Consider the following 21,456-nt stretch of genomic DNA (forward strand, 5'->3'; position numbering starts at 1 on the left):
TCAGGCGCCCTTGAACTGTTGCTGCAATTCCACCAGCGCCGGGGACGCCGGGGTGATGTGGTTGCGGGTCTGGGCTTCGATCAGCCAGCCACTGCGGTGCAGCTCCTTGATGATCGGGTCGAGCCTGGCCTGGGTATCACTCTCGCCACGGCGAGTCCAGATCACCGACGGGGCCGGATTCAGCTCGGGGCTGATGGCGCGGTAGTCTTTCCATTCGGCGCTGTCGTTGACCAGCGGGTTGATCAGGGTGGAGTCATGTACCGCAGCGACGCAGTTGTTGCCGCGTAGGGCCAGCAGGGATTCGGAGGAGCTTTTGAAGGCCTTGATCTGCGCGCCAAGCTCGGTCAGCGGCTTCACGTAGCTGCTGCCCTGGGAGGTGCACACCGGCTGGTCCTTGAGATCGGCCCAGCGGGTGATGGTGCTGTCCTTGAGTACCGCTGCGGTGCCGCCGATCTTGTAGAACGGCGTTGGCACGAATCCGAGAATCTCGCCCCGCTCGGCGGTCCACTCCATATTGGCGATCAACAGGTCGACCTTGCCCTGTTGCAGGAACTGCACGCGGTTGGCCGGCAAGACCTGCACCAGCTGTACCTCGGCGCCGAGTTGACGGCCCAGCTCGTTGGCCAGGTCAACGTTCAAACCCTTGGGCTTCTGGGTGACAGGATCGATGCCGCCAAACGGCCCGCCGGAGAGCAGCACGCCGACCACCAGCACATGGCGCTGCTGGATTTTGTCCAGGGTCGCATCGGCCTGGGCCACCGTGCCGCCGCCCAAGGCAATCAATGCCGCCAGGACCACAGGCAACCTTCGTTTTACCGCCGCGCGCACAAACCCCATGAAACTCCCCTCATTAGCGGCCGGCGTACCCCGACCTGATGGGGGGGCATGCTAGGGAGAGTGCCGGGCGAACGGAAATTCAAATATCTCATATCGTTATAACTTGCCGTGTATGGACGACCTTGTTTTTGGCCATATACTTGCAATCACTGGGTCCGATAAAAACATCGCACAACAAAACATAAACATCTGTAATGTTTATCTTCGCACCCTTGATATAAAAAACGCCCTGGAATGGCCATGTCGACCCTCGATCTCGAACTGCTCCGCACCTTTATTGCCGTGGTCGACCACCACAGTTTTGCCGAAGCCGGCACCCATCTGGCACGCACACAATCTTCCGTCACCCAGCATATGCAGCGCCTGGAGCAACAAGTGGGCGTCAGCCTGTTTGAAAAGCGTGGCCGGCAAAAACAGCTGACGGAGCCGGGGATGCAACTGTTGCGGCATGCACGGCAAATGCTGTCGCTGAATGACGACGCGCTTAATTCCCTGCGGGAAAGCAGCCTCAGCGGTGTGCTGCGCATCGGCTCGCCACACGACATCGCCGACACGATCCTGCCGCCGATCCTCAGCCACATCGCCCGCTCGGCACCGCGACTGCGCCTGGAGATCGACGTGGGCCGCAGCCCGTTCCTGATGGATGACTTGCATCGGGGCAAGGTCGACATGGTGATTTCCACCCGGGCCGACGCCAACCTGGAAGGCTTTGCATTACGCACTTCCCCAGTGTGGTGGATCTGTTCGGCGCAGTACATTCACTCACCGAGCGAGCCTTTACCGTTGATTCTGGTGGATGAACCAAGCATCTATCGGCGTTATGCGCTGGAGGCGCTGGAGCGGGCGAATATCCCGTGGAGGCAGGCGTACCTGGCATCGAACCTGATCGGCATCAAGGCGGCAACCCGCGCAGGGTTGGGCGTGACCCCACGCAGCATGGAAATGCTCGGGCCGGACATGCGGGTGCTGGGAGAGAACGATGGGCTGCCGAGGATGCCGGAGGTGACGTATTACCTGTGGATCCGCCCGAACACGGCGAACCCGATTGCGCGCAAGGCGTATGACTTGATCAGGGCCAGCCAGGGGCTGGCACTGGGGTGACACCCGTAGGAGCGAGCTTGCTCGCGAAGGGCGTTAACGGTAACGCGGGAAACCTGATAGCCAGCGGCGCTCTCTGGTTTTTCGCGAGCAAGCTCGCTCCTACAGGTTTTCCAGGCGTCGTTACTGCTGGGTCAATTGGGTCCACAGCGCCGGGGCACCGGCGGATTTTGCGATCGCCTCCAACCGTTCCGCGTGCTCGACCATGTCCTGCTCGCTGGCACGAATGATCGTGGTGAGCTGGCGATCCGCTGGCAAGCGGCGGATTTCCGACGGGCGATTGCCTGAGCCTTCTGCCGAACCGTTGCCGTCTGAAGCATTACCGGCCAGGGACAGGCTGGTCTGGCCGCCGGTCATGGTCAGGTAAACGTCGGCGAGAATCTCGGAGTCGAGCAAGGCGCCGTGGAGTTCACGGCCGGAGTTGTCGACGCCATAGCGCTTGCACAACGCATCGAGGCTGTTGCGCTGGCCCGGGTGACGCTCACGGGCCATCATCAAGGTATCGAGGATCGAGCAGTGCCGGGTGATATCCGCCCGATCAGCTGCGCCCATCAGCGCGAATTCGTTGTTGATGAAGCCAACGTCGAACGCCGCGTTATGGATGATCAGCTGTGCGCCGTTGATGAACTCGAAGAACTCATCGGCCACTTCCGCAAAGCGCGGCTTGCCCACCAGGAATTCGTTGGTGATGCCGTGGACACCGATGGCGCCTTCGTCACTTTCCCGATCCGGTTGCAGGTAGACGTGAAAGTGCCGGCCGGTGAGGCGGCGCCCCATCAGTTCGACACAGCCGATTTCAATGATCCGGTGGCCGTCGGTCACCGGCATACCGGTGGTTTCGGTATCGAGTACTACTGACCTGGTAACCATAAAAAGTAAATAACCTCGGCATAGAAGCCCTATGGTAGCAGCCCTGGCGAAAGGTATGCTTCCAGAAATCGGCTAAAAACCGTAAAAATAATTAATGAAAAATATAAAGTCTGACATTCACCCGAGCCAGTATCGAGGCCAATGTGCTCTTTGGCTCAGCTACCAGTTGCCGGCGCGGGCAGTCTTGATTTGACGGCATGCTGCCGGGCTGCTTCGCCGAGATCTTCCTGACGGCGCAATGGCGTGACGCCCCCTGCTCTCTCTAGCCACCTTTAAGTTGATATCCAGCCCGCACAAACATCGAGCACGCGCGCCCGAAGTCGGGCAGATAAGTAACAAGTAACACCGCCGGCCCCGCCCTCCACCGTCCCGCTGATTGCGCCAAGCCCTTATAAACCATGCTCCAGGCCGCCGGCCAAAAACTGGCACAGGCTTTGCTTTGCTCTGAAAATCATCTGATATATCAGATGATTTTCAGGAGTGAGCATGTCTGAACCGACCGATTTTACAAGCCGTCACCCACCCGCCACGGCTCACACAAAAAGCGCAGCGCAACTGCGCGAGCTGGCCTATGCACAAATCAAGCAGCGGATTATCAGCTGCGAGTTTCGCCCGGGCGATGCGATCAACGAGGCAAAGTTGACTGCTGCACTGGGCATCGGCCGAACCCCCATCCATCAAGCGCTGCACCGCCTGGAAGTGGAAGGCATGGTCACGATCATGCCGCGCAAGGGCGTGATGGTGACGGCCCTATCGCTTAACGATGTACTCGACATGATCGAAGTGCGCGTCAGCAACGAACAGCTGTGCGTCAAGCTCGCAGTTGAGCGCGCCAAAACCACTGACATCCAGGCCATGCGCGACATTCTGGAGCGCACCCCTGCCCTTTTAGCCAAGCACGACGTGGCCGGGCTGATGTCGCTTGACCTGGAGTTTCACATGTCGATTTCGGCCGCCGCCCACAACCGCGTGCTCGCCGAGTTGCTGCGCAATCTGCACGAAAAACAGGCTCGCTTCTGGTACCTGACCTTGTCGGAAAACCACCACAGCGAACGCATCTACCACGAACACCTGCAAATCCTTGAAGCGGTGGAACAGCGCGACGGCACCGCCGCCATCGCCGCGATCCATCACCACATTGATGATTTCCGCCGCGCAATCATGCGCACGCTTTGATCACTCACTACGAGAAGCTTTCATGACTCAAATGACTTTCCACGTCGTCGGCCAAGGCGAACACCAGGCCAGCATCAAACACCTGATCATCGCAGGCTGGGCGGGACGTAACAGCGAAGCGGTCGAACACCACATTGCCGAACTGGAAGCGCTGGGCGTACGCCGGCCTACTCAGGTACCGTGCTTCTATCGTGTGTCTGCCAGCCTGTTAAACAACGCCGAGACTATTCAGGTGCCGGGCAAGGACTCCTCCGGTGAGACCGAGTTTGTACTGATCCCGAGCGAGCAAGGCCTGTTGATCGGCCTGGGCTCGGACCACACCGACCGCAAGGTCGAAAGCTATGACGTGACTGTGTCCAAGCAGATGTGCGACAAGCCCATCGCCCAGCAGGTATGGCGCTACACCGAGGTACAGGAACACTGGGATCACCTGGTGATGCGCACCTGGCGAGTGCGTGATGGCGTGCGAGCGCTGTATCAAGAGGGGCCGGTGACCAACCTGCTCGCGCCGCCAAGCCTGCTCGCAAAACTCAATAACGACGCCGCGTTGCCCGCCGATACGGCTATGTTCTGCGGCACGCAATCGGTGATCGGCGAGCTGGGTTACGGCGAAGCCTTTGAAATGGAACTGTTCGACCCCATCCTCAACCGCAGCCTGCGCCACCAGTACGGTGTCGAGCCGCTGCCTGTCGCTGAGTAAACCCACGATGACCACGATTGCAGAATTCGCCCAGAAGCTTGCCGAGGGTCGCACCACCAGTGAGGCACTGGTGACCGAGGCATTGAACCGTATTGAAGCGCATCGCACAGCGGGCGGCACGGCCTATATCAGCGTCGACGCCGGCAGCGCCCTGAACGCTGCACGGGCCAGCGACCTGGCGCGTGCATCCGGCTATGTGCCGTCGGCGCTGGCCGGGCTGCCCGTGTCGATCAAAGACTTGTTCGACGTGGCCGGGCAAGTCACAGCAGCCGGCTCGCGGTTACTCGCCGATGCACGGCCCGCCCGCGACGATGCGGTGGTCGTCGAGCGCCTGAGGGCGTCCGGCGCGATCTTGCTCGGCCGCACCAACATGAGCGAGTTTGCCTTTTCCGGCCTGGGGTGGAACCCCCACTACGGCACGCCGCTCACGCCGTGTGCAGACGGGCGCATCGCCGGGGGTTCCAGCTCCGGCGCCGCCGTGAGCGTGGCACTGGGCATGGCGGTGGCTGGCTTGGGCACCGACACCGGTGGCTCGATTCGCATCCCCGCGGCCTTCTGCAACCTCACTGGTTTCAAACCCAGCGCCAGCCGTGTGTCGATGTCCGGTACCTTCCCTTTGGCCGCCAGCCTGGACTCGGTCGGCGCACTGTCAAACAGCGTCGACGACTGCATCCTGCTGGACCAGATACTCAGCGGCCAATCGCTGGATACCCCTGCCGCGCCGCTGGCCGGGTTGCGTCTGGCTGTGACCCGCGACGTGGTGCTCGACCAACTGGATGCCACCGTGGCGGCAGCGTTCGAGCGCAGCCTGGACCTGCTCGCCAAGGCAGGTGCACATATCCGCTGGTTCGACTTCCCGGAGCTGCATGAACTGCCACGCATCAATGCTGCAGGCGGGCTCACGGCCGCCGAAGCCTGGCAGGGCCATCGCCAGTGGCTCGAAGGCGACCGCAGCGAGGCTTACGACCCACGCGTTGCACAACGCATACGCCGTGGCGCGGCCATCAGTGCAGCCGATTACCTGGACATCCAGGACGAACGTCAACGCCTGATCAGCGTGGCGCGTGAACGCCTGGGCGACGCCGATGCGTGGTTGCTGCCGAGTGTCGCGGTGGTGCCGCCAAAACTTGCCGACCTGGCGGATGACGCGGCTTTTTTTGCCACCAACGGCCTGGTATTGCGCAATACCAGCGTGCTCAACTTTCTGGACGGCTGCGCCCTGAGCCTGCCTTGCCAGCGTGGCGACGAACTGCCCGTAGGCTTGTCGATTGCCGGCCTGCACGGCCAGGACGCACGGGTGCTGCAAGTGTCTCGTTCGATCGAGGCGCTGTTACGCCAGAGCACGTAACGCACTGCCGTTGAGCCAACGGCGGGCGCGACCAGCCCTTGGTTCACTTATTGACTCACAGCAAAAATTCCACGGCGGCCGCCCGTGCGCCCGCACTCGCCTGCCAATCGGCTTGCGTACTCCATGCGCAACGAATTGACGAGACAACTTATGAACCCAAGTAACGCAACTTCATCGCTGGAACTGGACCACTCGCCGATGTCCGACGAAGTGGCGGTTGTGTATCGCAAGATCGCCTGGCGGTTGCTCCCGTTCCTGGTATTCCTCTTCGTACTGGCCTGGATCGACCGGGTCAACGTCGGCTTCGCCAAACTGGCGATGTTGCAGGACCTGGGTTTCAGCGAGGCCGTCTACGGCCTGGGCGCCGGGATTTTCTTCATTGGTTACTTCTTCTTCGAAGTGCCCAGCAACCTGCTGCTGGAAAAAATCGGCGCGCGGCGCACACTGGCCCGCATCACGATTATGTGGGGCCTGACGTCCATCGCCATGGCCTATGTCGAAAGTGCCTGGTCGTTCTACGTGCTGCGGTTTCTGCTCGGTGCGTTTGAGGCGGGCTTCTTCCCGGGTGTGGTGCTGTACCTGACCTACTGGTTCCCGGCGGCGCAACGCGCAAAGATCAACGGCATGTTCATGACCTCTTTCGCCATCGCAGGCGTGGTCGGCGGCCCACTGGCCGGGTTCATCATGAGCCACATGGTGGGGGTCGGCAGCCTGGCCAACTGGCAATGGCTGTTTATCCTCGAAGGCATTCCCTCCGTGATCGCGGGTCTCCTGGTACTGCGCTACCTGCCGGAAAAACCGATCAATGCCAAGTGGCTGAGCCCGGCACAACGCAAGATGGTCAGCGACACGATCGCCCGCGAAGACCAGGCACCCGGCAAACACAGCGACCTGCGTTCGCTGATTCGTTACCCCAAACTGTGGTTGTGTGCCCTGGTGTATTTCTGCCTGGTCAGCGGCAACGCGACCATTGCATTCTGGACCCCGTCCGTCATCAAGGCGCTGGGGGTGGACGACACCATGCGTATCGGCCTGCTCTCCTCTATACCGTTCATATTGGGCACTGCGGCGATGCTGTGGAACGGCTTTCACTCCGACAAAACCTCTGAGCGCCGCGTGCATTGCGCCATGGCCGCGCTGCTCGCCGGGCTCGGGCTGATTGGGACCGGGTTGTTTATCGGCAACGCCGTTCTGGCCTTGATCGCCCTGACCATTGCGGCCATGGGCATCCTCGCAGCGTTCCCGGTGTTCTGGTCGATTCCAGGGGCCTTTTTGGCCGGTACTGCGGCCGCCGGAGGCATTGCCTTGATCAACTGTATCGGCAACCTGGCAGGGTTCGTGGCGCCCTACATGATTGGCTGGCTGAAAACCCTGACCGGTAGCTTGTCCGCAGGACTGTATTTGGTCGCAGGTTTTGAGTTGCTGGCAGGGGTGTTACTGCTGTTGTTATTCAAAGGGGTAAAAGTCAGCAAGTAGCACGTGCAAGGGGCGTCGTTTTTACTGCAGCAAACAAGGACATTTCATTGAAAAACCAACAATTCGTACCACTCCACACATTGTGGTTTTTTGAGGCGGTGGCGCACCAGAAAAGCTTCACCAAGGCGAGCCAGGTGTTGTCTGTTACGCAAAGTGCGGTGAGCAAGCAAGTAAGGAATCTGGAGAACAGCCTGGGGCTTGAACTCTTTGAACGAAGCTGCGCAGAAGTGAAACTCACCGAGGCGGGAGCAATGTTATTGGAGTGTGTCCAGCCCATGCTGAAGTCTCTCCTGCAAGTGGTGCAGACGATTCACTCAACCACGAGACCCCTTTCCTAAAACAATCCAGGGGACGCTGAATTCATCGCGCTGAGCGTCCCGGTTCGCCATCTATCGTACGCTGCGTATCGAGGCTGCGAAGTTCCTGGAGCGCATCGGCCAGTGTCCGCCCACCCAACAAACGCGACACCGACTCATCGACTTCGTCAGCCAAATTCCCAAAGAACCGTTCAACATTACAACTGACGAGACAGCGGTGAGGGATATCGCTGCGCCCGACCCACAGCTTCTTGCCCCCCATCGACACCTTGTAGATATCGCCGAGTGTGATCGCAGTGGCGTCAACACCAAGGCTCACCCCCCCATCTCGCCCCATAGTCGAGCGAACAAGCCCCGCCTGAATCAAGGGCACCAACAATCGTCTGACAAAGGTCGGATTGGAATCGACCCCCTCAGCCAATTGAGCAGAACTCAAGCGTTCGACGCCTTCGGCCTGAGCCAGCGCCAGGCTGAGCATTATCTGCAAGGCCGTAGGGAAACGGACATCGATCATTTACGACTCCCAATCATTTTAATATGAATCTAACATTGTTGCACTTTTGTCGCGACGGATGTATTTCTATAGGCGCACATTATCCCCAAGGAGAACTCCGATGTCCGAAGAACGTGAAATTCAGCAGGTGATGGCGCGCTATGTCCGGGCGGCCGACTACCGGGACGGCACGGCAATGAGCAGCCTCTTCCTGCCCGACGCCAAGGTCGAGGTTTTCTACAACAATGCCGGCACACCTGAGCTTTTTGGCGAGGTGGCCGGATCGCAGGCAATTGGCGCAGCCGTTACCACGATGATGAAACCGCATCCACCAAGGGGTTGGAGCCACCACACCACCCATGACCCGCTCATCGAGGTGAATGGCGACAGCGGGACACTGGATGTCCATTTTGTGGTGTTCAACGTTGTCGGTATGCAAAAGCCTGAAGGCGGTTGGCCGCAAGGAGCGTTTGGCGCGCAAGGCACTATCACCCCGATCGAGAGTGGCTACTACCGGCCTATCCTGGAGAAAGTCGATGGGCGTTGGATGATCGCGCACATGCGCATTTATCACGACATCCCATATGCCTTCTAGGAGACGTACTATGAAGGGTGTTTTTTATAGTGGCTTCGGAGGATCGGAAGTCCTCCAATACGGTGATTTGCCAGAACCGAAGCTGTCGCAGAACTCAGTGATCGTGCGAATGAAAGCCGCGACCATCAACCCGGCCGATATCGCACTACAGGCCGGTTTTGGCGAGAGTGTCATGGAGACCTGGTTTCCGGTCGTTCCTGGATGGGACCTTGCCGGCATCGTCGAACGTGTGGGGGCCGGGGTAGTCGAGTTCCAACCAGGTGACGAAGTCATCGCCTATACGCACCAAGACATCTTGCATAACGGCACCTATGCCGAGCGGGTGAGCGTACCCGTGCAACGCTTATGGCGAAAGCCGAAGAACGTGTCATGGGCCGAAGCGGCCGGACTGCCACTTGCCGGTCTGACGGCCTATCGTACGGTGATTGAAACGTTGCGCGTGTCCGAAGCAGATACCGTTCTGGTGCTCGGTGCATCAGGAGGCGTAGGCTCGCTGGCGACCCAGCTCGCAGTGCTAGCAGGGGCTACCGTCCTTGGCAGCGCTTCTGCCCAACACCACACCTATGTGAGGTCGCTCGGAGCAGAACCCATGTTGTCGAGCGATGTCGCCGAACTCGGAAGACACACCCCCACCGACGTGACGGCCATCGTCGATTGCGCCGGCCACGGCGGGTTGGCGAAGGCTATGGCTGCTGCCCCAAATGCAAGAGTCTGCTCAATAGCGGACAGCGGCCCCGGAATAAGTACAGTTTTCGCCCGACACGATACTGAGATTCTCGCACGGCTTGTCGACCTGGTTGAAGCCGGGGCTCTACGAGTGACGGTTGCAGCCTCGTTTGCCCTGGCAGATGCCGCACTCGCACAGGACGTGCTGAAGGCAAGGACCTGCGGACCAGGGAGAATAGCCCTCGTTCCAGATTTTACCTGACAGCATCGGGTGGAATCGTGGAGGGTCACTGCTCACACACCCCTCGGCCGGCAACGTTTTCAGATTAGAACCTGACCGGTTTTGATGTCGATGCAGTCATGCGGATATTTCTCCAGTGACTTTGTCCATCCATGCGAACAGTGTCACTGAGCATGAACAATGCCGGCAGTTGAAAGATTGCAGCGTTTGCCGCAGCGACCGACGAACGCGACCATCCACCGTCAGAGTCGATCCCGCGCGATGCCGCTACGAATCCGAAGAATATCGGCAAGCACCGCCAATGCGATTTCCGCCGGGGTCTTGCTGCCCAAATTCAAACCGATAGGCGCATGGATGCGCGCCAATTGCGCATCACTCAAGCCACCGATCCTGCGCAACCGCTCAAAGCGCTTTTGTGATGTCTGCATCGACCCCATCACACCGATGTAAAACGCTTCAGTGCGCACCGCCTCCATCATCGCCAGGTCGTCGATGCGCGGATCGTGGGTGAGCGCCACCACCGCCGTATCACGGTGACAGCCGCCAGCTTCGATGAATACAGACGGCAACTGACGACGAATCTCAACGTTGTTCAGCACCACGCCTTCCAGCACCTCATCGCGGGGGTCGCAAAGAATCACCTCAAAACCCAGGCCTACGGCAAACTCCGCACAAGCCTGAGCGACACTGGAGTACCCGGCCAACAACAGACGCTGCGCCGCTCCGACCCGCACGCGCACCCGATCGATCTCGCGCTCTATACGTCCACCCTGCTGCGCATCAGTGAACAGGCTGCGCGCACCACTGGCCAAATCAATCTCGCGAATCAACCGGCGCTGCCCCAGCAGCGCGGACTCAAGCTCCCGCAGGTGGGCCTGAACCGCGCAGTCAGCCTCCATCCGCTCCACGAGCACATCAAGTATGCCGCCACAGGGCAAACTCACCCGGGAACGCGGGTCATCGCCCTCGCCATAGCGAACCACGTTGACCGCCTCCAGAAACGCGCCCTGCGCGACCCGCTCCAGAAAGTCTTCCTCGACACAACCACCGGACAGCGAGCCAATCCACTGCCCTTCAGCGTTCACCGCCAACAGCGAACCCGGCGCGCGAGGCGCCGAGCCGTAGGTCGCAAGCACGGTACACAGCCAAACACAGTGCCCGGTCAGCGACCACTCCAGCGCCCGGCGCATCACTTGCAGATCGAGATGCTGCATATCAGTGTGCCTTGTGCTCGACCGGCGGCGTGTCAGCTTGCAGCTTTTGCACATCGCTGAGCGCCAGCTCGCCCGACTGCCCACCCCAACCTTGCCGCAGGTAGTTGAGCAGGTCTGCCAGTTGCTCGGGACTGAGCTTGTCCGCAAACCCCGGCATCGGCTGCATACGCTCGAACCCGACAAAGGCCTGTTCGCCTATCCCATCCTCAATCACCCGCAGCAGATTTCGCGGATCTTCCAGGCGCAATGTCGTGTTACCGCGCATGGCTACCGCGATGTGTGGCTTGCCCTCGCCGCCCGGCGCATGGCAACCGGCACAGACGTTCAGGTAATCCTGACGACCGCGCTGAGCGCTGGCGCCCATCTTGTCCAGCGGCACGTCGGCCAGCACCTTAGCTGCCGGTGGCTGATCACCGAGCAGGAACGTCGCCATGGCAGCCAGGTCCGGGTCATTGAGGCCTTGAGTACTGTTATGAAACACCGGGAACATCTCGTTGAACATCGTGCCCTGGGCACTCATGCCGTGCTTGAGGAACGAACTCAAGTCCTGATGATTCCAGCCGCGAGCGGCCAGGTCATTGGCCAACAGGCTGGGCGCCAGATAGCCGTTGAGCAACCCGCCGGTCAGGCGTTTATCCTGCTGCATCGCGCCGGTCAAACCCCGTGGCGTGTGGCATTCGCCGCAGTGGCCAAGCACTTCGACCATGTATTGGCCACGCTGGAACTCTTCGCTTTTGCCCTCAGTCGGCGCAAGTTTCACCTCCTTGCCATAGAGCATGTTCCAGCCCATCAGGCCCAGACGGACGTTGAACGGAAAGCTCAGGCTGGTAACGGGCGCCGCACGCTCGATGGGCTCGACGGTTTTCAGGTACGCATGGATCGCGTCCGAATCTTCACGGGGCATCCGGTGATAGGAGGTGTACGGCATCGCCGGATACAGATTCGCGCCATCCCGGCGTTTACCTTCGGTGAGCGCGGCAAAGAATTCGTCATCGTTGTACAAACCAATGCCGTGCTCTTTGCTCGGGGTGATGTTGGTGCCATAGATCGTGCCGAACGGCGAAACGATCGGCAGACCGCCCGAAAACGGCGCGCCACCCCGTGCGGTGTGGCAGGCCATGCAGTCAGCGGCGCGGGCGAGGTATTCGCCGCGTTTCACTTGATCGTCCGCTTGCGCCAACAACACCGGCGCGGCCAGGCCAACCGCCAACGCAAGGCGGGAAAGTAGTTGCTTCATGCTTAACCCTCCCTGACCAGGCCGAGATCGGTCAGCACGTTGCGGGTCGCGTTGTAGTAACGCACGTAGCCGGTGCAGCGGCAGATGTGGTGACCGAGGCTGTCCTCGATGACTTTTTCCAGCTGACTTTTGGCGATGGGCTGACGCTGCAGCTTCTCGACCAGCACGGTCGCGGCATTCACGAAACCCGGCGCGCAGTAGCTGCACTGGAAGGCGAACTCATCGACGAAACGCTGCTGGATCGGGTTCAACTCATTAACTTTGCCCTGCTCGTCGCGGGTCGCGTGGCCTTCGATAGTTCGTACTTTTTTGCCTTCGAAATAATGGGCACCGGTGATGCAGGTGCGCACTTCTTCGCTGGTGCCATCCGGGTTGTCGACAATCACCACGCAGGCGTGACAGATGCCCTGGCCGCAGCCGAGACGCGAGCCGGTGAGATTTTTGTATTCGTGCAGGTAGTCGATCATCGGCAGGTCATCAGGGATGTCCACCGGGCCGACGGATTGACCGTTTAGGGTCAGTTGAAACGGACGGTTAGCCATTGAGGGCCTCCTTGATGCGCGCAGAAGTGATAGGCAGGTCGCGTACACGTTTACCGATGGCGTGGGCCACGGCGTTACCGATGGCGCCGACGATCGGGATCATCACCACTTCGGCAATGCCCTTGGACGGATCGCTCGGCGATAACGGCGGCAGGATCTCGGCCGTCTGGTTCCACACAGCAACGTGTCGGGCCATCGGCAGCCGGTAACGGTTGAAATTCCAGTCACCCTCCCCCGGGCCGCCTTCGTACAAAGGCATCTCTTCCATCAACGCATGGCCAATGCCCATGGCGATCCCGCCTTCGAGCTGCCCCTTGACCAGCTCTTCCACCAGCAACCGACCGCACTCGACCCAGGAGTGATGGTTGAGCACCTGCACTTCGGCGGAGCCCTTGTTCACTTTCAACTCCACCAGCGTCGCGACCGGGCTGTAGTAAGTCACCGCCGCGTTGTTCAGCTGGGTGTCCGGGTAGTGGACGTTCTGGCGATCCAGCAGGTGGAAACCGTTACTGGTCATCTGTGCCAATTTCGTCTTCGGTGCGCCATCGCCGTACTTCACCGCGAGGCCATCGAGGGGCAGACGCTCGCGCACGCCGTCGATGCTGTACTCGGCCTCGGCCCAGCTCCAGCGGTTGAAGCCGTGCACGGTGGCGCCGGTCACCAGGCCTTTTTCGTGGGCGTGTTTGGCCAGTTGCTCAAAACTCAACGGCTGCATGCCGTCGGCAGTGAGTTTGCCGTCGACCCAATGCGCGTCTTCGCGGCGCACCACGTACGGGTTGGCCTGACCGCCGTAAGGGCCTTGGCCCCAGATCTGCAACGCCGCCGGCCACAAGCCGTGGTTGAACAGCACCCGCGCGGCTTCACGGGTGGCGTGACTGAAGTAGTACGCGGAGTTGGTTGCCGACGAGGCCGACGCAAGCTTGCCGACCCAACGCGGGTTGCGCAGAAAACCATCCTGTTCGACCTGGCTCATGACGTACGGGTTGCCGCCTGTGACCAGTTGCAACTCTTTCCACTCGGTTTCGCCAGTTTTCACTTCCGTGGCCGGGATGCCGATGAAATCCGCCACCACCAGGGCTTGCGAGGTGGACATGCCAGTGCCGATTTCAATGCCGATATGGCGCAAAGTCACGTGCCCTTCGGCGGTGAATTCGATGCTGGCCATCGGCGCTTCGGACCCGGTGCCGAAGTCTTTTTGGCAGATCGCAAAACCGACGCCATACCAGTTATCCGGGTCAGCGGCTTCGCGCTTCATCTTGATCAGGTCACGGTTTTTCCAGACTTCGTGGACAGCCGCTTTGTCGAGAATCTCGTGTAAGCGCAACGCACCGGCCGGCACCGCGCCCTGGGTGTTTTTCATGCCCGAAAGCATGGCGTTTTTCTTGCGCAGGTCGATGGCGTCGATGCCGAGACGATAGGCGATTTCATCGACCATCATCTCGGTCGAGGCCATGCTTTGCAGGGTGCCATAACCGCGCATCGAACCCGCTTCAACCCCACGCGAATGATAAGCCGTGACCTGTAAATCGTTCTGCGGCATGTAGTAGATCGACTGCGCTGCCGTGGCGCCAACCGCTGCCACCGAAGGGCTGTAGTTGATCCGCCCGCCGCCATCGACGTTCATCTCGGCGCGGAAAATCTGGAAACTGTGATCGTTTTTATCCACCGCCAATTGGTAGCGGATGTCGAACGGGTGACGCTTGATGCCACTCTGAAACTGCTCATAGCGGTCGTTGGCGAGGCGCACCGGGACACCGGCGCCGTACAACGCGGCGAGGGCTGCGTAGTAGACAAAAATGTTGTGGTCCTTGGAACCGTAACCGACGGTGTAGCCCGGGTGCATGTTCAGATTCGCCAGGCCGAAGCGCGATGGCGCGATCATCTTCGCGGTTTCGGTGGCGGCTTCCAGTGGGCACTGGGTCGCGACGACAAAGTGCAAGGTCTTAGTGGCCGGGTCGTACCAGCCGTTGCCGTTGTCCGGCTCCATCGCGGCCGGTTCAATCGAAGGGGTTTTGTAGCGTTCGTCGAACACCAGCCAGTTGTCTGGCGGCGAGTCGATTTGCTGCTTCATCCGGTCGGCGTAAAACAGCCCGCGCTCGGTCAGGTTGCCGTGCAGGTCCGGCTGGGAATTCCACACCGGGCGACGGTTTTTCAGCATCGGGAACAGGATCGAATCCTTGAGGCTGGCGAATTCATCTTCGTCCGCAGATGTCGCGCCGCCTACCCGCACGTAGCGAAAGCTCCCGTAGGGATCGCACTGGTAGAACGGCACCTTGGCGCCATAACGGATCGCTTTGTCATTGAATTTGAGTTTGGCCTTGGCCTGACGGAAACGCTCGAAGTCGTTCCAGATCAGGATCGCCACGGGGTGACCGATGAACATCGGAACCTTGCCTTCCGGCAGTAACGGATCGGGAGAGTGATCTTCGGGGAAGACGATCCCGTCTTTTTCCAGGTCGGCGGCGGTGACGATGCGGTCAGGTTGCAAGTCCGCGCCGAGCCACGACAAGTCGTAGCCTGCATAGATGCGATCGGCCTTGGTGATTTTCAGCAGCATGGCGTGGCCCTGCTGCTGGGGCCAGCCCGGCATGTCCTTGGCGCGGATGTCGCGGGCAAAGACTTTGCTGCCGCAGACCTTGGACAAGGCGTCGTTACGTGAGCGCGCCTTGCCGTTGTTGCCAAGCCATTGCTCAGACGGCACGGTCACGCTGTTTTCCATCAAGGCAGCCAGCGCCTGCGTGCTGAGCGGTGTAAGCGTCACGCTCACACCCGCCACCAGCCCGCCCTGAAGGAACGAACGCCGGGAGATATCACGGTTGGACATGGATCATCCTCTGGGCGGTTATGGGTCCACCCTTCTGGTTATGTTCTGGGGATCTCGAGTCTTGCAGAAGCGCTTTTGCCGGAAACAAAAGGCTGTATTTGACAGTGCAAAGCTGACCGAAAGGTTAACTTTATAGGTTTCTGCGCCTGCCGCAAACAACCTGTTACAAAAAACTGACCAAAGAATCAGAGTGTTGCCGCTTTGCCTGCAGTTGTTTCACTGCTCAGGTATTCCAAGAGGGGCCCCGCGTCAGAAGACGACTGGCCGCAACGGACCCGAAGAACGCTCCTATAGTGCTAATCCGGTCCACCGGGCGGGTCCAGAAGAAGAATCGTGCGCCGGCGCCCGATCAGTTTGAGGATTCGTCTAAGCACAGAACTTGATGGCAGTGTCTCAGCAAGGCCTCGCTGTCATTTGCGCTCAAATAAAAACTCATTCATTCCTCAAGCGCTTCCTGTATTCCGCCAAGTTCTTCATCTCGTGTGCGCACGACGAGTTGGAAAGCTCCTCCACCGCGGCACCCAAGGCGAGCTGGTTCTGATTGAGTCAATCAAAACGTCGATCTGAATAATGAGCCTACCAACGCTTCGGAGAATTGCTGGATGTTAGTCACTCTCATTTTTTCTGAGTATTTTCCCGTCCTCACGTGGAGGTCGTCCGAACAAACGATGGTATTCACGACTGAACTGAGAGGGACTATCGTAGCCGACCGCGAGACCTATATCTGCTACGCCCCTCAAGGAAGAGGCCAGCAGTGATCGAGCCGTTTGGAGCCGAACATGCTTTTGGAATTGGATAGGACTTAATGATGTTGCCGCTAGGAAATGCCGATAAAACGACGTAGTACTCATACCCGCTACGTCTGCCAACTTCTCGATTCGGATGGTCTCTGCGTAGTGATCTCTGATCCATTTAATCGCTCGTACGATCTGCATCGTTCGGCTGTCAGCATGGCCAAGCTGCCGGACCATTGCACCTTGTTCCCCGTTAATGAGGCGCCACAGAATTTCGCGTTCAATTGACTGCGCTAAAATTGGAATGTCATTTGGCTTGTCTAAAAGCCTTATGAGCCGGACAACGGAATCAAGTAAATCATCACTTAATTCACTTACAGCAATACTGGACTGCTCACCTTTCTTTTTCGGCGGCGCGCTGCTTTCCAACAACAACGAAGCTATTACTTCGGGCCTCAGGACTAATCCAAGGCCCAGCAGTGGCTCTTCTTCGCTTGCCTGTATCACATTGGAGCTGAGTGGCAAGTCGACCAGGTAAATCAGATATTGCCCTGCGGCATATCGAAATACCTGCTCGCCTAGGGCGACCTGTTTAGCGCCCTGCACCACGAGAGCCAGGGCAGGTTCGGCGATGTAGCGGACTGGCTGGGTCGGCACGGAATAGCTCGACAACACGACGTTTGGCAGCGCGGGTCGAGCGGCGTGCGATGCAGCATGGCGAAGGATGAGTTGCTTCAACTCGTCCAGCAAACTTGTGTCCTTTTTCATGACAAAACTGTACCTCACCGGCAAAGGATACATACCCTACGAAATCACATTTGGAAGGATTGTGCAGATGAATGGCAGCTTCAGGCTACCTCTGAAATTGCCTGGCATTGTTCAATTGCGTCAATGTCAGCCGCCAGGCTTTAGGCAGCACCTTCACCCCAGCAATTAAGCCGGTAAGGAATTTCAACATGAAGCAAAAAATTGTTACTTTCGAAAGTGCCGGGCTAAAAATCGCGGGCAATCTATACAGCCCAGATGGCTTGGCGAGCGGGCCACAAGCGGCAGTTGTAGTGGTTCATCCTGCCAGCGGCGTCAAAGAACAAACAGCTGACTTGTATGCCCGTCACCTCGCAGAGCAGGGTTTTATTACGCTAGCGTTCGATGCAGCTTACAGCGGTGAAAGTGAGGGTGAGCCACGTGGCTTGGAAGATCCGGCACATCGCATTGAGGATATTAAGTCTGCAGTTTCATTCATGAGCGTTCGTGATGACGTTGATTCAGAGCGAATTGGCTTGCTGGGTATTTGCGCCGCCGGCGGGTATGTGATTCCGGCCACCGCGACCGACCATAGAGTCAAGGCTGTCGCTATGGTCAGCGGCGTCAGTATTGGCGAATTCTTCAGGGTGGGTTATGACGGGAAACAGCCTCCTGAGGTTCTCAAGATGATGCTGGATACTGCTGCGAAGGCGCGTACTGCCCAAGAGCGCGGCGAAGGGACGCAAACCTTCCCGATTTTTCCGTCTGATGAAGCGGCGGCCCGCACGCTCGGTCAGTATGTATACGAAGGATGGGAGTACTACTGCACTGCTCGTGCTTATCATCCGCGATCTACTAAACAGATGCCTTGGATCAGCGTCGACAAGATGGCGTTATTTGAAGGTTTCCGCTTCATCGATAGGGTTGCACCACGTCCCTTGTTGGCCATTGTAGGAACGGAAGCCGCCACCAAGTGGATGACGGAAGAGGCTTTCCCTAGGGCAGGAGCGCGGAAGGAGTTGTTTTGGGTAGAAGGTGCGAGTCACGTCGATCTCTACGACAAAGAGCAGTACGTAACCCCAGCGATAGCGAAGCTCGCCGAGTTCTATCGAAAAAGTCTGCTGGTTTGATTTTTTCCGCCTGTGGTTAATGATCCTATTGGACTCCCCCGGCAAGGGGGTTTACGCATATTCAGGTGCGTGCGAAAACACGTCAAACGGTACTAGATACCAGCCTTTCATGGTGTTGTTGCCCGCTCAAGCCAGGCATGGGCGATTTCTTCGCGCGTAGCAAACCAGACACCGCCGTGCTGCCCGGCATACTCGATGAATTGCTTGATCGCCCTCACCCGCCCGGGGCGGCCCACCATGCGTGGATGCAGCCCGATCGACATCATGCGTGGCCCGGCAGCCGACTCCGCATACAGGACCTCAAAGCTTTCTTTCATGTACTCGAAGAAGTCCGACGCCTGCGAAAGCCCCGGAGAATTCCAGTATCGGAAATCGTTCACGTCAGCGGTATAAGGCACCACAAGGTGACGCTTTCCCTCAACCTCGACAAAGTAGGGAACATCGTCGTTATAGGCATCGGAATCGTAAAGAAAGCCACCCTCTTGCGCGACCAGGCGGCGCGTGTTGACGCTCGCACCGTACCGGCAATACCAGCCAACGGGCCGCTTGCCACAGGTGCGCTCAAATGATTCGATTGCCAGGCGCATATGTTCACGCTCCTGCTCTTCGGTCAGACGAAACACTTCCTCCCAGCGATAACCGTGGCTACAAATCTCATGGCCACCCGCGACGGCAGCGCGGGCAACATCCGGGTTCTGCTCAAAGGCCACTGCGCAAGCATGAAAAGTCGCACGAACCGATTGCTGCTCCAGAATGTCCAGAATTCGCCAAATCCCCACACGCGAGCCGTACTCGTACATGGACTCCATCGCCAGGTTCCGCGTGCCATCGGGTATGGCGTAGCTGCCCCATTCGGTCATGGATTCCTGGTCCGGATCGCCCATGGCGAGCGAGCGTTCGGAGCCTTCTTCGTAATTGATCACCAGGCTGATGGCCAAACGTGCGCCATTTGGCCAGGAGCCTTGCGGGCGCTGTCTACCGTAGCCCACTAAATCGCGTGCAGGTGAAACCATCGGGTTCTTCTCCTGAAGTGTCGAGTTAAATAAGTACGTCGCGAAAACAGCGACTTAGCAGTCGATATCTTTCAGCCTCTCATGGCTAAAGGTGCTGTCCGATTGCCATTCGCTGAAGGCCAGCCCCATGGCCAGGGTTTGCGCAATACAGAACGAAGCCGTGAGCGAGCGAAAACCCAGTAATTCGGCATCGTTGACCTCTATCACCGTATCGGCCATCTGCCCGATAGGACTCAGGACGCTGTCGGTGATCGCCACCAGCGTCACGCCGCCTTTGCGCGCCTGACGACAAGCCTCGACGGTGTCATTGGCGTACGGTGGAAAGCTGACGGCTATCAGCAAATCATCGTCGGCAATGGCGCTGACCTGCTCCGGCAACGTGCCACCGGCACCGCTGATATGCACGGTTCGCCGGCCCACCCGACTCAAGGCGTAGCTCAGATACGCCGCCACCGGAAAGGCACGACGCATGCCGATGACGAAGGTCGTGCGCGCGACTTGCAAATGGGCGATGGCCGCTTCGATATTGGCCTGTTCACCGCCTTCAGCCAGGTGCTCCAGGGAGACAATATTGGCCTGGCTGAACTCACGCAGAATTCCGCCGACGTCACTCGGGTCCTCCAGCAACGTCTCACCGCCGTAGTGCCGAATGCGCTCGCTGTGAGTGTCAGCAACCTGCTGCAGCGGTGCACGGAACAGCCGCTGCAAATCCTTGAAACCTGCAAAGCCCAGGGCCTGAGCCAGCCGAATAAAAGCGGACGGCGCGATGTTTGAGCGCTTACCCAGTTCGGCTACCGTGTTGAGTGCAATCTCATGCGGGTTGTCGATCAGGAATCGGGCAGCATCGCGCAGGCGGCCGGTCAGTTGTTCGTGCTGGGCCGCGATACAGTCACGCAGCTCTGCAAGGGTATTGGGTAAAGCCATAGTGAGGGCTCGTAAGATTAGAAGTAGATGTGCCTATCAACGCAACGCATTGATTGCTTGATCCAGCGCAGTAATGAGACGGTCGACTTCGTCCAGCGTGTTGTAGTGCGCCAACGAGACCCGCACCACCCCGCCAAACTGATCAAGCCCAAGAGCCTCGATCAGTCGCCGTGCGTAGAAGTCACCAAAGCGAATACCTATCCGGTGCCCATCAACCATGCGCACTATAGCCTCTGACTGAATGCCCTCGACCACAAAACTAATCGTCGGCACCCGGTTATGAGTATGTGCCTTGCCTATGATGCGAACGCCCTCGCGCTCACGCAGAAATGCCAGCAGGCGCTCGGCGAGCAAGTCTTCCTGCACTTCGAAGGCATCGAACGCTGCCTGCATGCACGTGCGTTCGCTGCCTTGCGCACCCAGCCTGGTACTGATATCGAGCAGATAATCGGAAATGCCGATGCAACCGAAGGACAATTCATAGTTGACGTTGCCCGGCTGCAATTTGTAAGGCACCACCTCCTGGCCGATAAAAAAGTGATTAAGACTCGGCAACTCCAGCAACAGATAGCGACGCCCCCAGAGCACGGCAAAGTGCGGGCCAAAGGTTTTATAGAAGCTGTAGACGTAGAAATCGGCTCCACTCGCCTGAACATCAACCAGACGGTGTGGCGCATAAGCGACGGCGTCCACGCACAGCTTGGCGCCCACCGCATGGACACACCGGGCAACCGCGGCCACTGGATTGACCGAGCCAAGAATGTTCGAGGTGTGGGTCATCGCCACATAGCGAGTTTTGTCAGTCAGCAAGGCCTGCAAATCATCCAGTTCGAGCTCACACGTGTCGAGGTTGACTTCCCATACACGCAAGGTCGCACCGCGGCTTTCGCACAGCTTGACCCATGGCCCGATGTTCGCCTCGTGATCACAATTGGTGACGATGATTTCATCGCCCGGGACGATTGACGGCGCGATGGCGCGACACAGTATCTGCAACAAGTGGGTGGTCGAGCCGCCCATGATCACTTCTTCGGGATGCTCGGCGTTGATCAACTGCATGACCGAGTGCCGTGCCTGCATCACTCGCTCACCCGCCTCGACGGAGGGTAAGTAGGAAGCGCCCAGCTGCACACTGCTGTTCAGCAGGTAATCACTGACCCGCTGCGCCACAATCCTTGGCACCATCGAACCGCCGGCGTTATCCATATACGCAAAACCACCGGCGAGACCTGGAAATTGCTTGCGAACGTATTCAATATCGAGAGGATTCACTCTAC

At 58.9% G+C, this 21,456-nt stretch carries 20 protein-coding genes; 9 read left to right on the forward strand and 11 right to left on the reverse strand.

Going from position 1 to position 21,456, the window contains the following annotated elements:
• Window positions 1–837: a transporter substrate-binding domain-containing protein gene (locus HX855_RS11775; RefSeq protein WP_177085390.1), complete on the reverse strand. Its 837-nt coding sequence runs from the start codon at window positions 835–837 to the stop codon at window positions 1–3.
• A gap of 240 nt (window positions 838–1,077) precedes the next feature.
• Here HX855_RS11775 and HX855_RS11780 point away from each other — a divergent pair, with 240 nt between their 5' ends.
• On the forward strand, window positions 1,078–1,938 hold the full coding sequence (locus HX855_RS11780; RefSeq protein ID WP_003207477.1) for a LysR substrate-binding domain-containing protein: 861 nt from the start codon (window positions 1,078–1,080) through the stop codon (window positions 1,936–1,938).
• A gap of 120 nt (window positions 1,939–2,058) precedes the next feature.
• Here HX855_RS11780 and dnaQ read toward each other — a convergent pair whose 3' ends face one another.
• Window positions 2,059–2,805 carry a DNA polymerase III subunit epsilon gene (gene dnaQ / locus HX855_RS11785; protein ID WP_177085392.1) on the reverse strand — a complete coding sequence of 249 codons (747 nt, stop codon included), beginning with the start codon at window positions 2,803–2,805 and terminating at the stop codon, window positions 2,059–2,061.
• A 486-nt stretch (window positions 2,806–3,291) separates the two neighbouring features.
• Between dnaQ and HX855_RS11790 the strand changes: the two genes are divergently transcribed.
• The 5 genes from HX855_RS11790 to HX855_RS11810 all read left to right on the forward strand — a co-directional run bounded on the left by HX855_RS11790 (window position 3,292) and on the right by HX855_RS11810 (window position 7,843).
• A complete protein-coding gene (locus tag HX855_RS11790; RefSeq protein ID WP_177085394.1) occupies window positions 3,292–3,981 on the forward strand; it encodes a GntR family transcriptional regulator in 690 nt (229 codons plus the stop codon).
• A 22-nt stretch (window positions 3,982–4,003) separates the two neighbouring features.
• Window positions 4,004–4,681: a DUF2848 domain-containing protein gene (locus tag HX855_RS11795; protein ID WP_177085396.1), complete on the forward strand. Its 678-nt coding sequence runs from the start codon at window positions 4,004–4,006 to the stop codon at window positions 4,679–4,681.
• Window positions 4,682–4,688: 7 nt separating this feature from the next.
• Window positions 4,689–6,029 (forward strand): amidase, encoded by a 1,341-nt coding sequence (locus HX855_RS11800; RefSeq protein WP_177085398.1) that lies wholly within the window; start codon window positions 4,689–4,691, stop codon window positions 6,027–6,029.
• Between the two features lie 150 nt (window positions 6,030–6,179).
• Window positions 6,180–7,505, forward strand: coding sequence for an MFS transporter (locus tag HX855_RS11805; RefSeq protein WP_177085400.1), 1,326 nt, complete (start codon window positions 6,180–6,182; stop codon window positions 7,503–7,505).
• 47 nt (window positions 7,506–7,552) lie between these two features.
• A complete protein-coding gene (locus HX855_RS11810) occupies window positions 7,553–7,843 on the forward strand; it encodes a LysR family transcriptional regulator (protein WP_177085402.1) in 291 nt (96 codons plus the stop codon).
• A gap of 22 nt (window positions 7,844–7,865) precedes the next feature.
• Here the strand turns inward: HX855_RS11810 and HX855_RS11815 are convergent, their stop codons facing one another.
• Complete coding sequence (locus HX855_RS11815) at window positions 7,866–8,336, reverse strand: Rrf2 family transcriptional regulator (RefSeq protein WP_177085404.1); 471 nt, start codon at window positions 8,334–8,336, stop codon at window positions 7,866–7,868.
• A gap of 100 nt (window positions 8,337–8,436) precedes the next feature.
• On the opposite strand from HX855_RS11815, the gene HX855_RS11820 reads away from it, so the two are divergent.
• The gene (locus HX855_RS11820) at window positions 8,437–8,910 is read left to right on the forward strand and encodes a nuclear transport factor 2 family protein (protein WP_177085406.1); all 474 of its coding nucleotides are present in this window, start codon (window positions 8,437–8,439) and stop codon (window positions 8,908–8,910) included.
• Window positions 8,911–8,920: 10 nt separating this feature from the next.
• The gene (locus HX855_RS11825; RefSeq protein WP_177085408.1) at window positions 8,921–9,838 is read left to right on the forward strand and encodes an NADP-dependent oxidoreductase; all 918 of its coding nucleotides are present in this window, start codon (window positions 8,921–8,923) and stop codon (window positions 9,836–9,838) included.
• A 221-nt stretch (window positions 9,839–10,059) separates the two neighbouring features.
• On the opposite strand, the gene HX855_RS11830 is transcribed toward HX855_RS11825, so the two are convergent.
• The 5 genes from HX855_RS11830 to HX855_RS11850 all read right to left on the reverse strand — a co-directional run bounded on the left by HX855_RS11830 (window position 10,060) and on the right by HX855_RS11850 (window position 17,136).
• Window positions 10,060–11,031: an XdhC family protein gene (locus HX855_RS11830; RefSeq protein WP_177085410.1), complete on the reverse strand. Its 972-nt coding sequence runs from the start codon at window positions 11,029–11,031 to the stop codon at window positions 10,060–10,062.
• Window position 11,032: 1 nt separating this feature from the next.
• Window positions 11,033–12,268 carry a cytochrome c gene (locus HX855_RS11835; RefSeq protein ID WP_177085412.1) on the reverse strand — a complete coding sequence of 412 codons (1,236 nt, stop codon included), beginning with the start codon at window positions 12,266–12,268 and terminating at the stop codon, window positions 11,033–11,035.
• A 2-nt stretch (window positions 12,269–12,270) separates the two neighbouring features.
• Complete coding sequence (locus HX855_RS11840) at window positions 12,271–12,810, reverse strand: (2Fe-2S)-binding protein (RefSeq protein WP_177085414.1); 540 nt, start codon at window positions 12,808–12,810, stop codon at window positions 12,271–12,273.
• A complete protein-coding gene (locus tag HX855_RS11845; RefSeq protein WP_177085416.1) occupies window positions 12,803–15,634 on the reverse strand; it encodes a xanthine dehydrogenase family protein molybdopterin-binding subunit in 2,832 nt (943 codons plus the stop codon). The genes HX855_RS11840 and HX855_RS11845 overlap by 8 nt, the downstream gene beginning before the upstream one ends.
• Before the next feature lie 605 nt (window positions 15,635–16,239).
• On the reverse strand, window positions 16,240–17,136 hold the full coding sequence (locus HX855_RS11850) for an AraC family transcriptional regulator (RefSeq protein WP_177085418.1): 897 nt from the start codon (window positions 17,134–17,136) through the stop codon (window positions 16,240–16,242).
• Between the two features lie 188 nt (window positions 17,137–17,324).
• Here HX855_RS11850 and HX855_RS11855 point away from each other — a divergent pair, with 188 nt between their 5' ends.
• Window positions 17,325–18,242 carry an alpha/beta hydrolase gene (locus tag HX855_RS11855; RefSeq protein ID WP_177085420.1) on the forward strand — a complete coding sequence of 306 codons (918 nt, stop codon included), beginning with the start codon at window positions 17,325–17,327 and terminating at the stop codon, window positions 18,240–18,242.
• Between the two features lie 107 nt (window positions 18,243–18,349).
• Here the strand turns inward: HX855_RS11855 and HX855_RS11860 are convergent, their stop codons facing one another.
• The 3 genes from HX855_RS11860 to HX855_RS11870 are packed head-to-tail and all read right to left on the reverse strand — an operon-like array spanning window position 18,350 to window position 21,451.
• Window positions 18,350–19,255: an allantoinase PuuE gene (locus HX855_RS11860; protein WP_177085422.1), complete on the reverse strand. Its 906-nt coding sequence runs from the start codon at window positions 19,253–19,255 to the stop codon at window positions 18,350–18,352.
• Between the two features lie 54 nt (window positions 19,256–19,309).
• The gene (locus HX855_RS11865; protein ID WP_177085424.1) at window positions 19,310–20,179 is read right to left on the reverse strand and encodes a MurR/RpiR family transcriptional regulator; all 870 of its coding nucleotides are present in this window, start codon (window positions 20,177–20,179) and stop codon (window positions 19,310–19,312) included.
• 36 nt (window positions 20,180–20,215) lie between these two features.
• A complete protein-coding gene (locus HX855_RS11870) occupies window positions 20,216–21,451 on the reverse strand; it encodes a cysteine desulfurase-like protein (protein ID WP_177085425.1) in 1,236 nt (411 codons plus the stop codon).
• Window positions 21,452–21,456: the final 5 nt, after the last annotated feature.

It is taken from the genome of Pseudomonas sp. IPO3778, assembly GCF_013386825.1.
In the GTDB taxonomy this organism is placed as follows: domain Bacteria; phylum Pseudomonadota; class Gammaproteobacteria; order Pseudomonadales; family Pseudomonadaceae; genus Aquipseudomonas.

Excerpts from the sequence above, each read along its gene's own strand:
- HX855_RS11865 (WP_177085424.1), bottom strand. The coding sequence starts at position 20,179 with ATGGCTTTACCCAATACCCTTGCAGAGCTGCGTGACTGTATCGCGGCC.
- HX855_RS11815 (WP_177085404.1), bottom strand. The coding sequence starts at position 8,336 with ATGATCGATGTCCGTTTCCCTACGGCCTTGCAGATAATGCTCAGCCTG.
- HX855_RS11780 (WP_003207477.1), top strand. The coding sequence starts at position 1,078 with ATGTCGACCCTCGATCTCGAACTGCTCCGCACCTTTATTGCCGTGGTC.
- HX855_RS11840 (WP_177085414.1), bottom strand. The coding sequence starts at position 12,810 with ATGGCTAACCGTCCGTTTCAACTGACCCTAAACGGTCAATCCGTCGGC.
- HX855_RS11790 (WP_177085394.1), top strand. The coding sequence starts at position 3,292 with ATGTCTGAACCGACCGATTTTACAAGCCGTCACCCACCCGCCACGGCT.
- HX855_RS11825 (WP_177085408.1), top strand. The coding sequence starts at position 8,921 with ATGAAGGGTGTTTTTTATAGTGGCTTCGGAGGATCGGAAGTCCTCCAA.
- HX855_RS11855 (WP_177085420.1), top strand. The coding sequence starts at position 17,325 with ATGAAGCAAAAAATTGTTACTTTCGAAAGTGCCGGGCTAAAAATCGCG.
- HX855_RS11845 (WP_177085416.1), bottom strand. The coding sequence starts at position 15,634 with ATGTCCAACCGTGATATCTCCCGGCGTTCGTTCCTTCAGGGCGGGCTG.
- HX855_RS11775 (WP_177085390.1), bottom strand. The coding sequence starts at position 837 with ATGGGGTTTGTGCGCGCGGCGGTAAAACGAAGGTTGCCTGTGGTCCTG.
- HX855_RS11800 (WP_177085398.1), top strand. The coding sequence starts at position 4,689 with ATGACCACGATTGCAGAATTCGCCCAGAAGCTTGCCGAGGGTCGCACC.
- HX855_RS11820 (WP_177085406.1), top strand. The coding sequence starts at position 8,437 with ATGTCCGAAGAACGTGAAATTCAGCAGGTGATGGCGCGCTATGTCCGG.
- HX855_RS11860 (WP_177085422.1), bottom strand. The coding sequence starts at position 19,255 with ATGGTTTCACCTGCACGCGATTTAGTGGGCTACGGTAGACAGCGCCCG.
- HX855_RS11850 (WP_177085418.1), bottom strand. The coding sequence starts at position 17,136 with ATGAAAAAGGACACAAGTTTGCTGGACGAGTTGAAGCAACTCATCCTT.
- dnaQ (WP_177085392.1), bottom strand. The coding sequence starts at position 2,805 with ATGGTTACCAGGTCAGTAGTACTCGATACCGAAACCACCGGTATGCCG.
- HX855_RS11830 (WP_177085410.1), bottom strand. The coding sequence starts at position 11,031 with ATGCAGCATCTCGATCTGCAAGTGATGCGCCGGGCGCTGGAGTGGTCG.
- HX855_RS11835 (WP_177085412.1), bottom strand. The coding sequence starts at position 12,268 with ATGAAGCAACTACTTTCCCGCCTTGCGTTGGCGGTTGGCCTGGCCGCG.
- HX855_RS11795 (WP_177085396.1), top strand. The coding sequence starts at position 4,004 with ATGACTCAAATGACTTTCCACGTCGTCGGCCAAGGCGAACACCAGGCC.
- HX855_RS11805 (WP_177085400.1), top strand. The coding sequence starts at position 6,180 with ATGAACCCAAGTAACGCAACTTCATCGCTGGAACTGGACCACTCGCCG.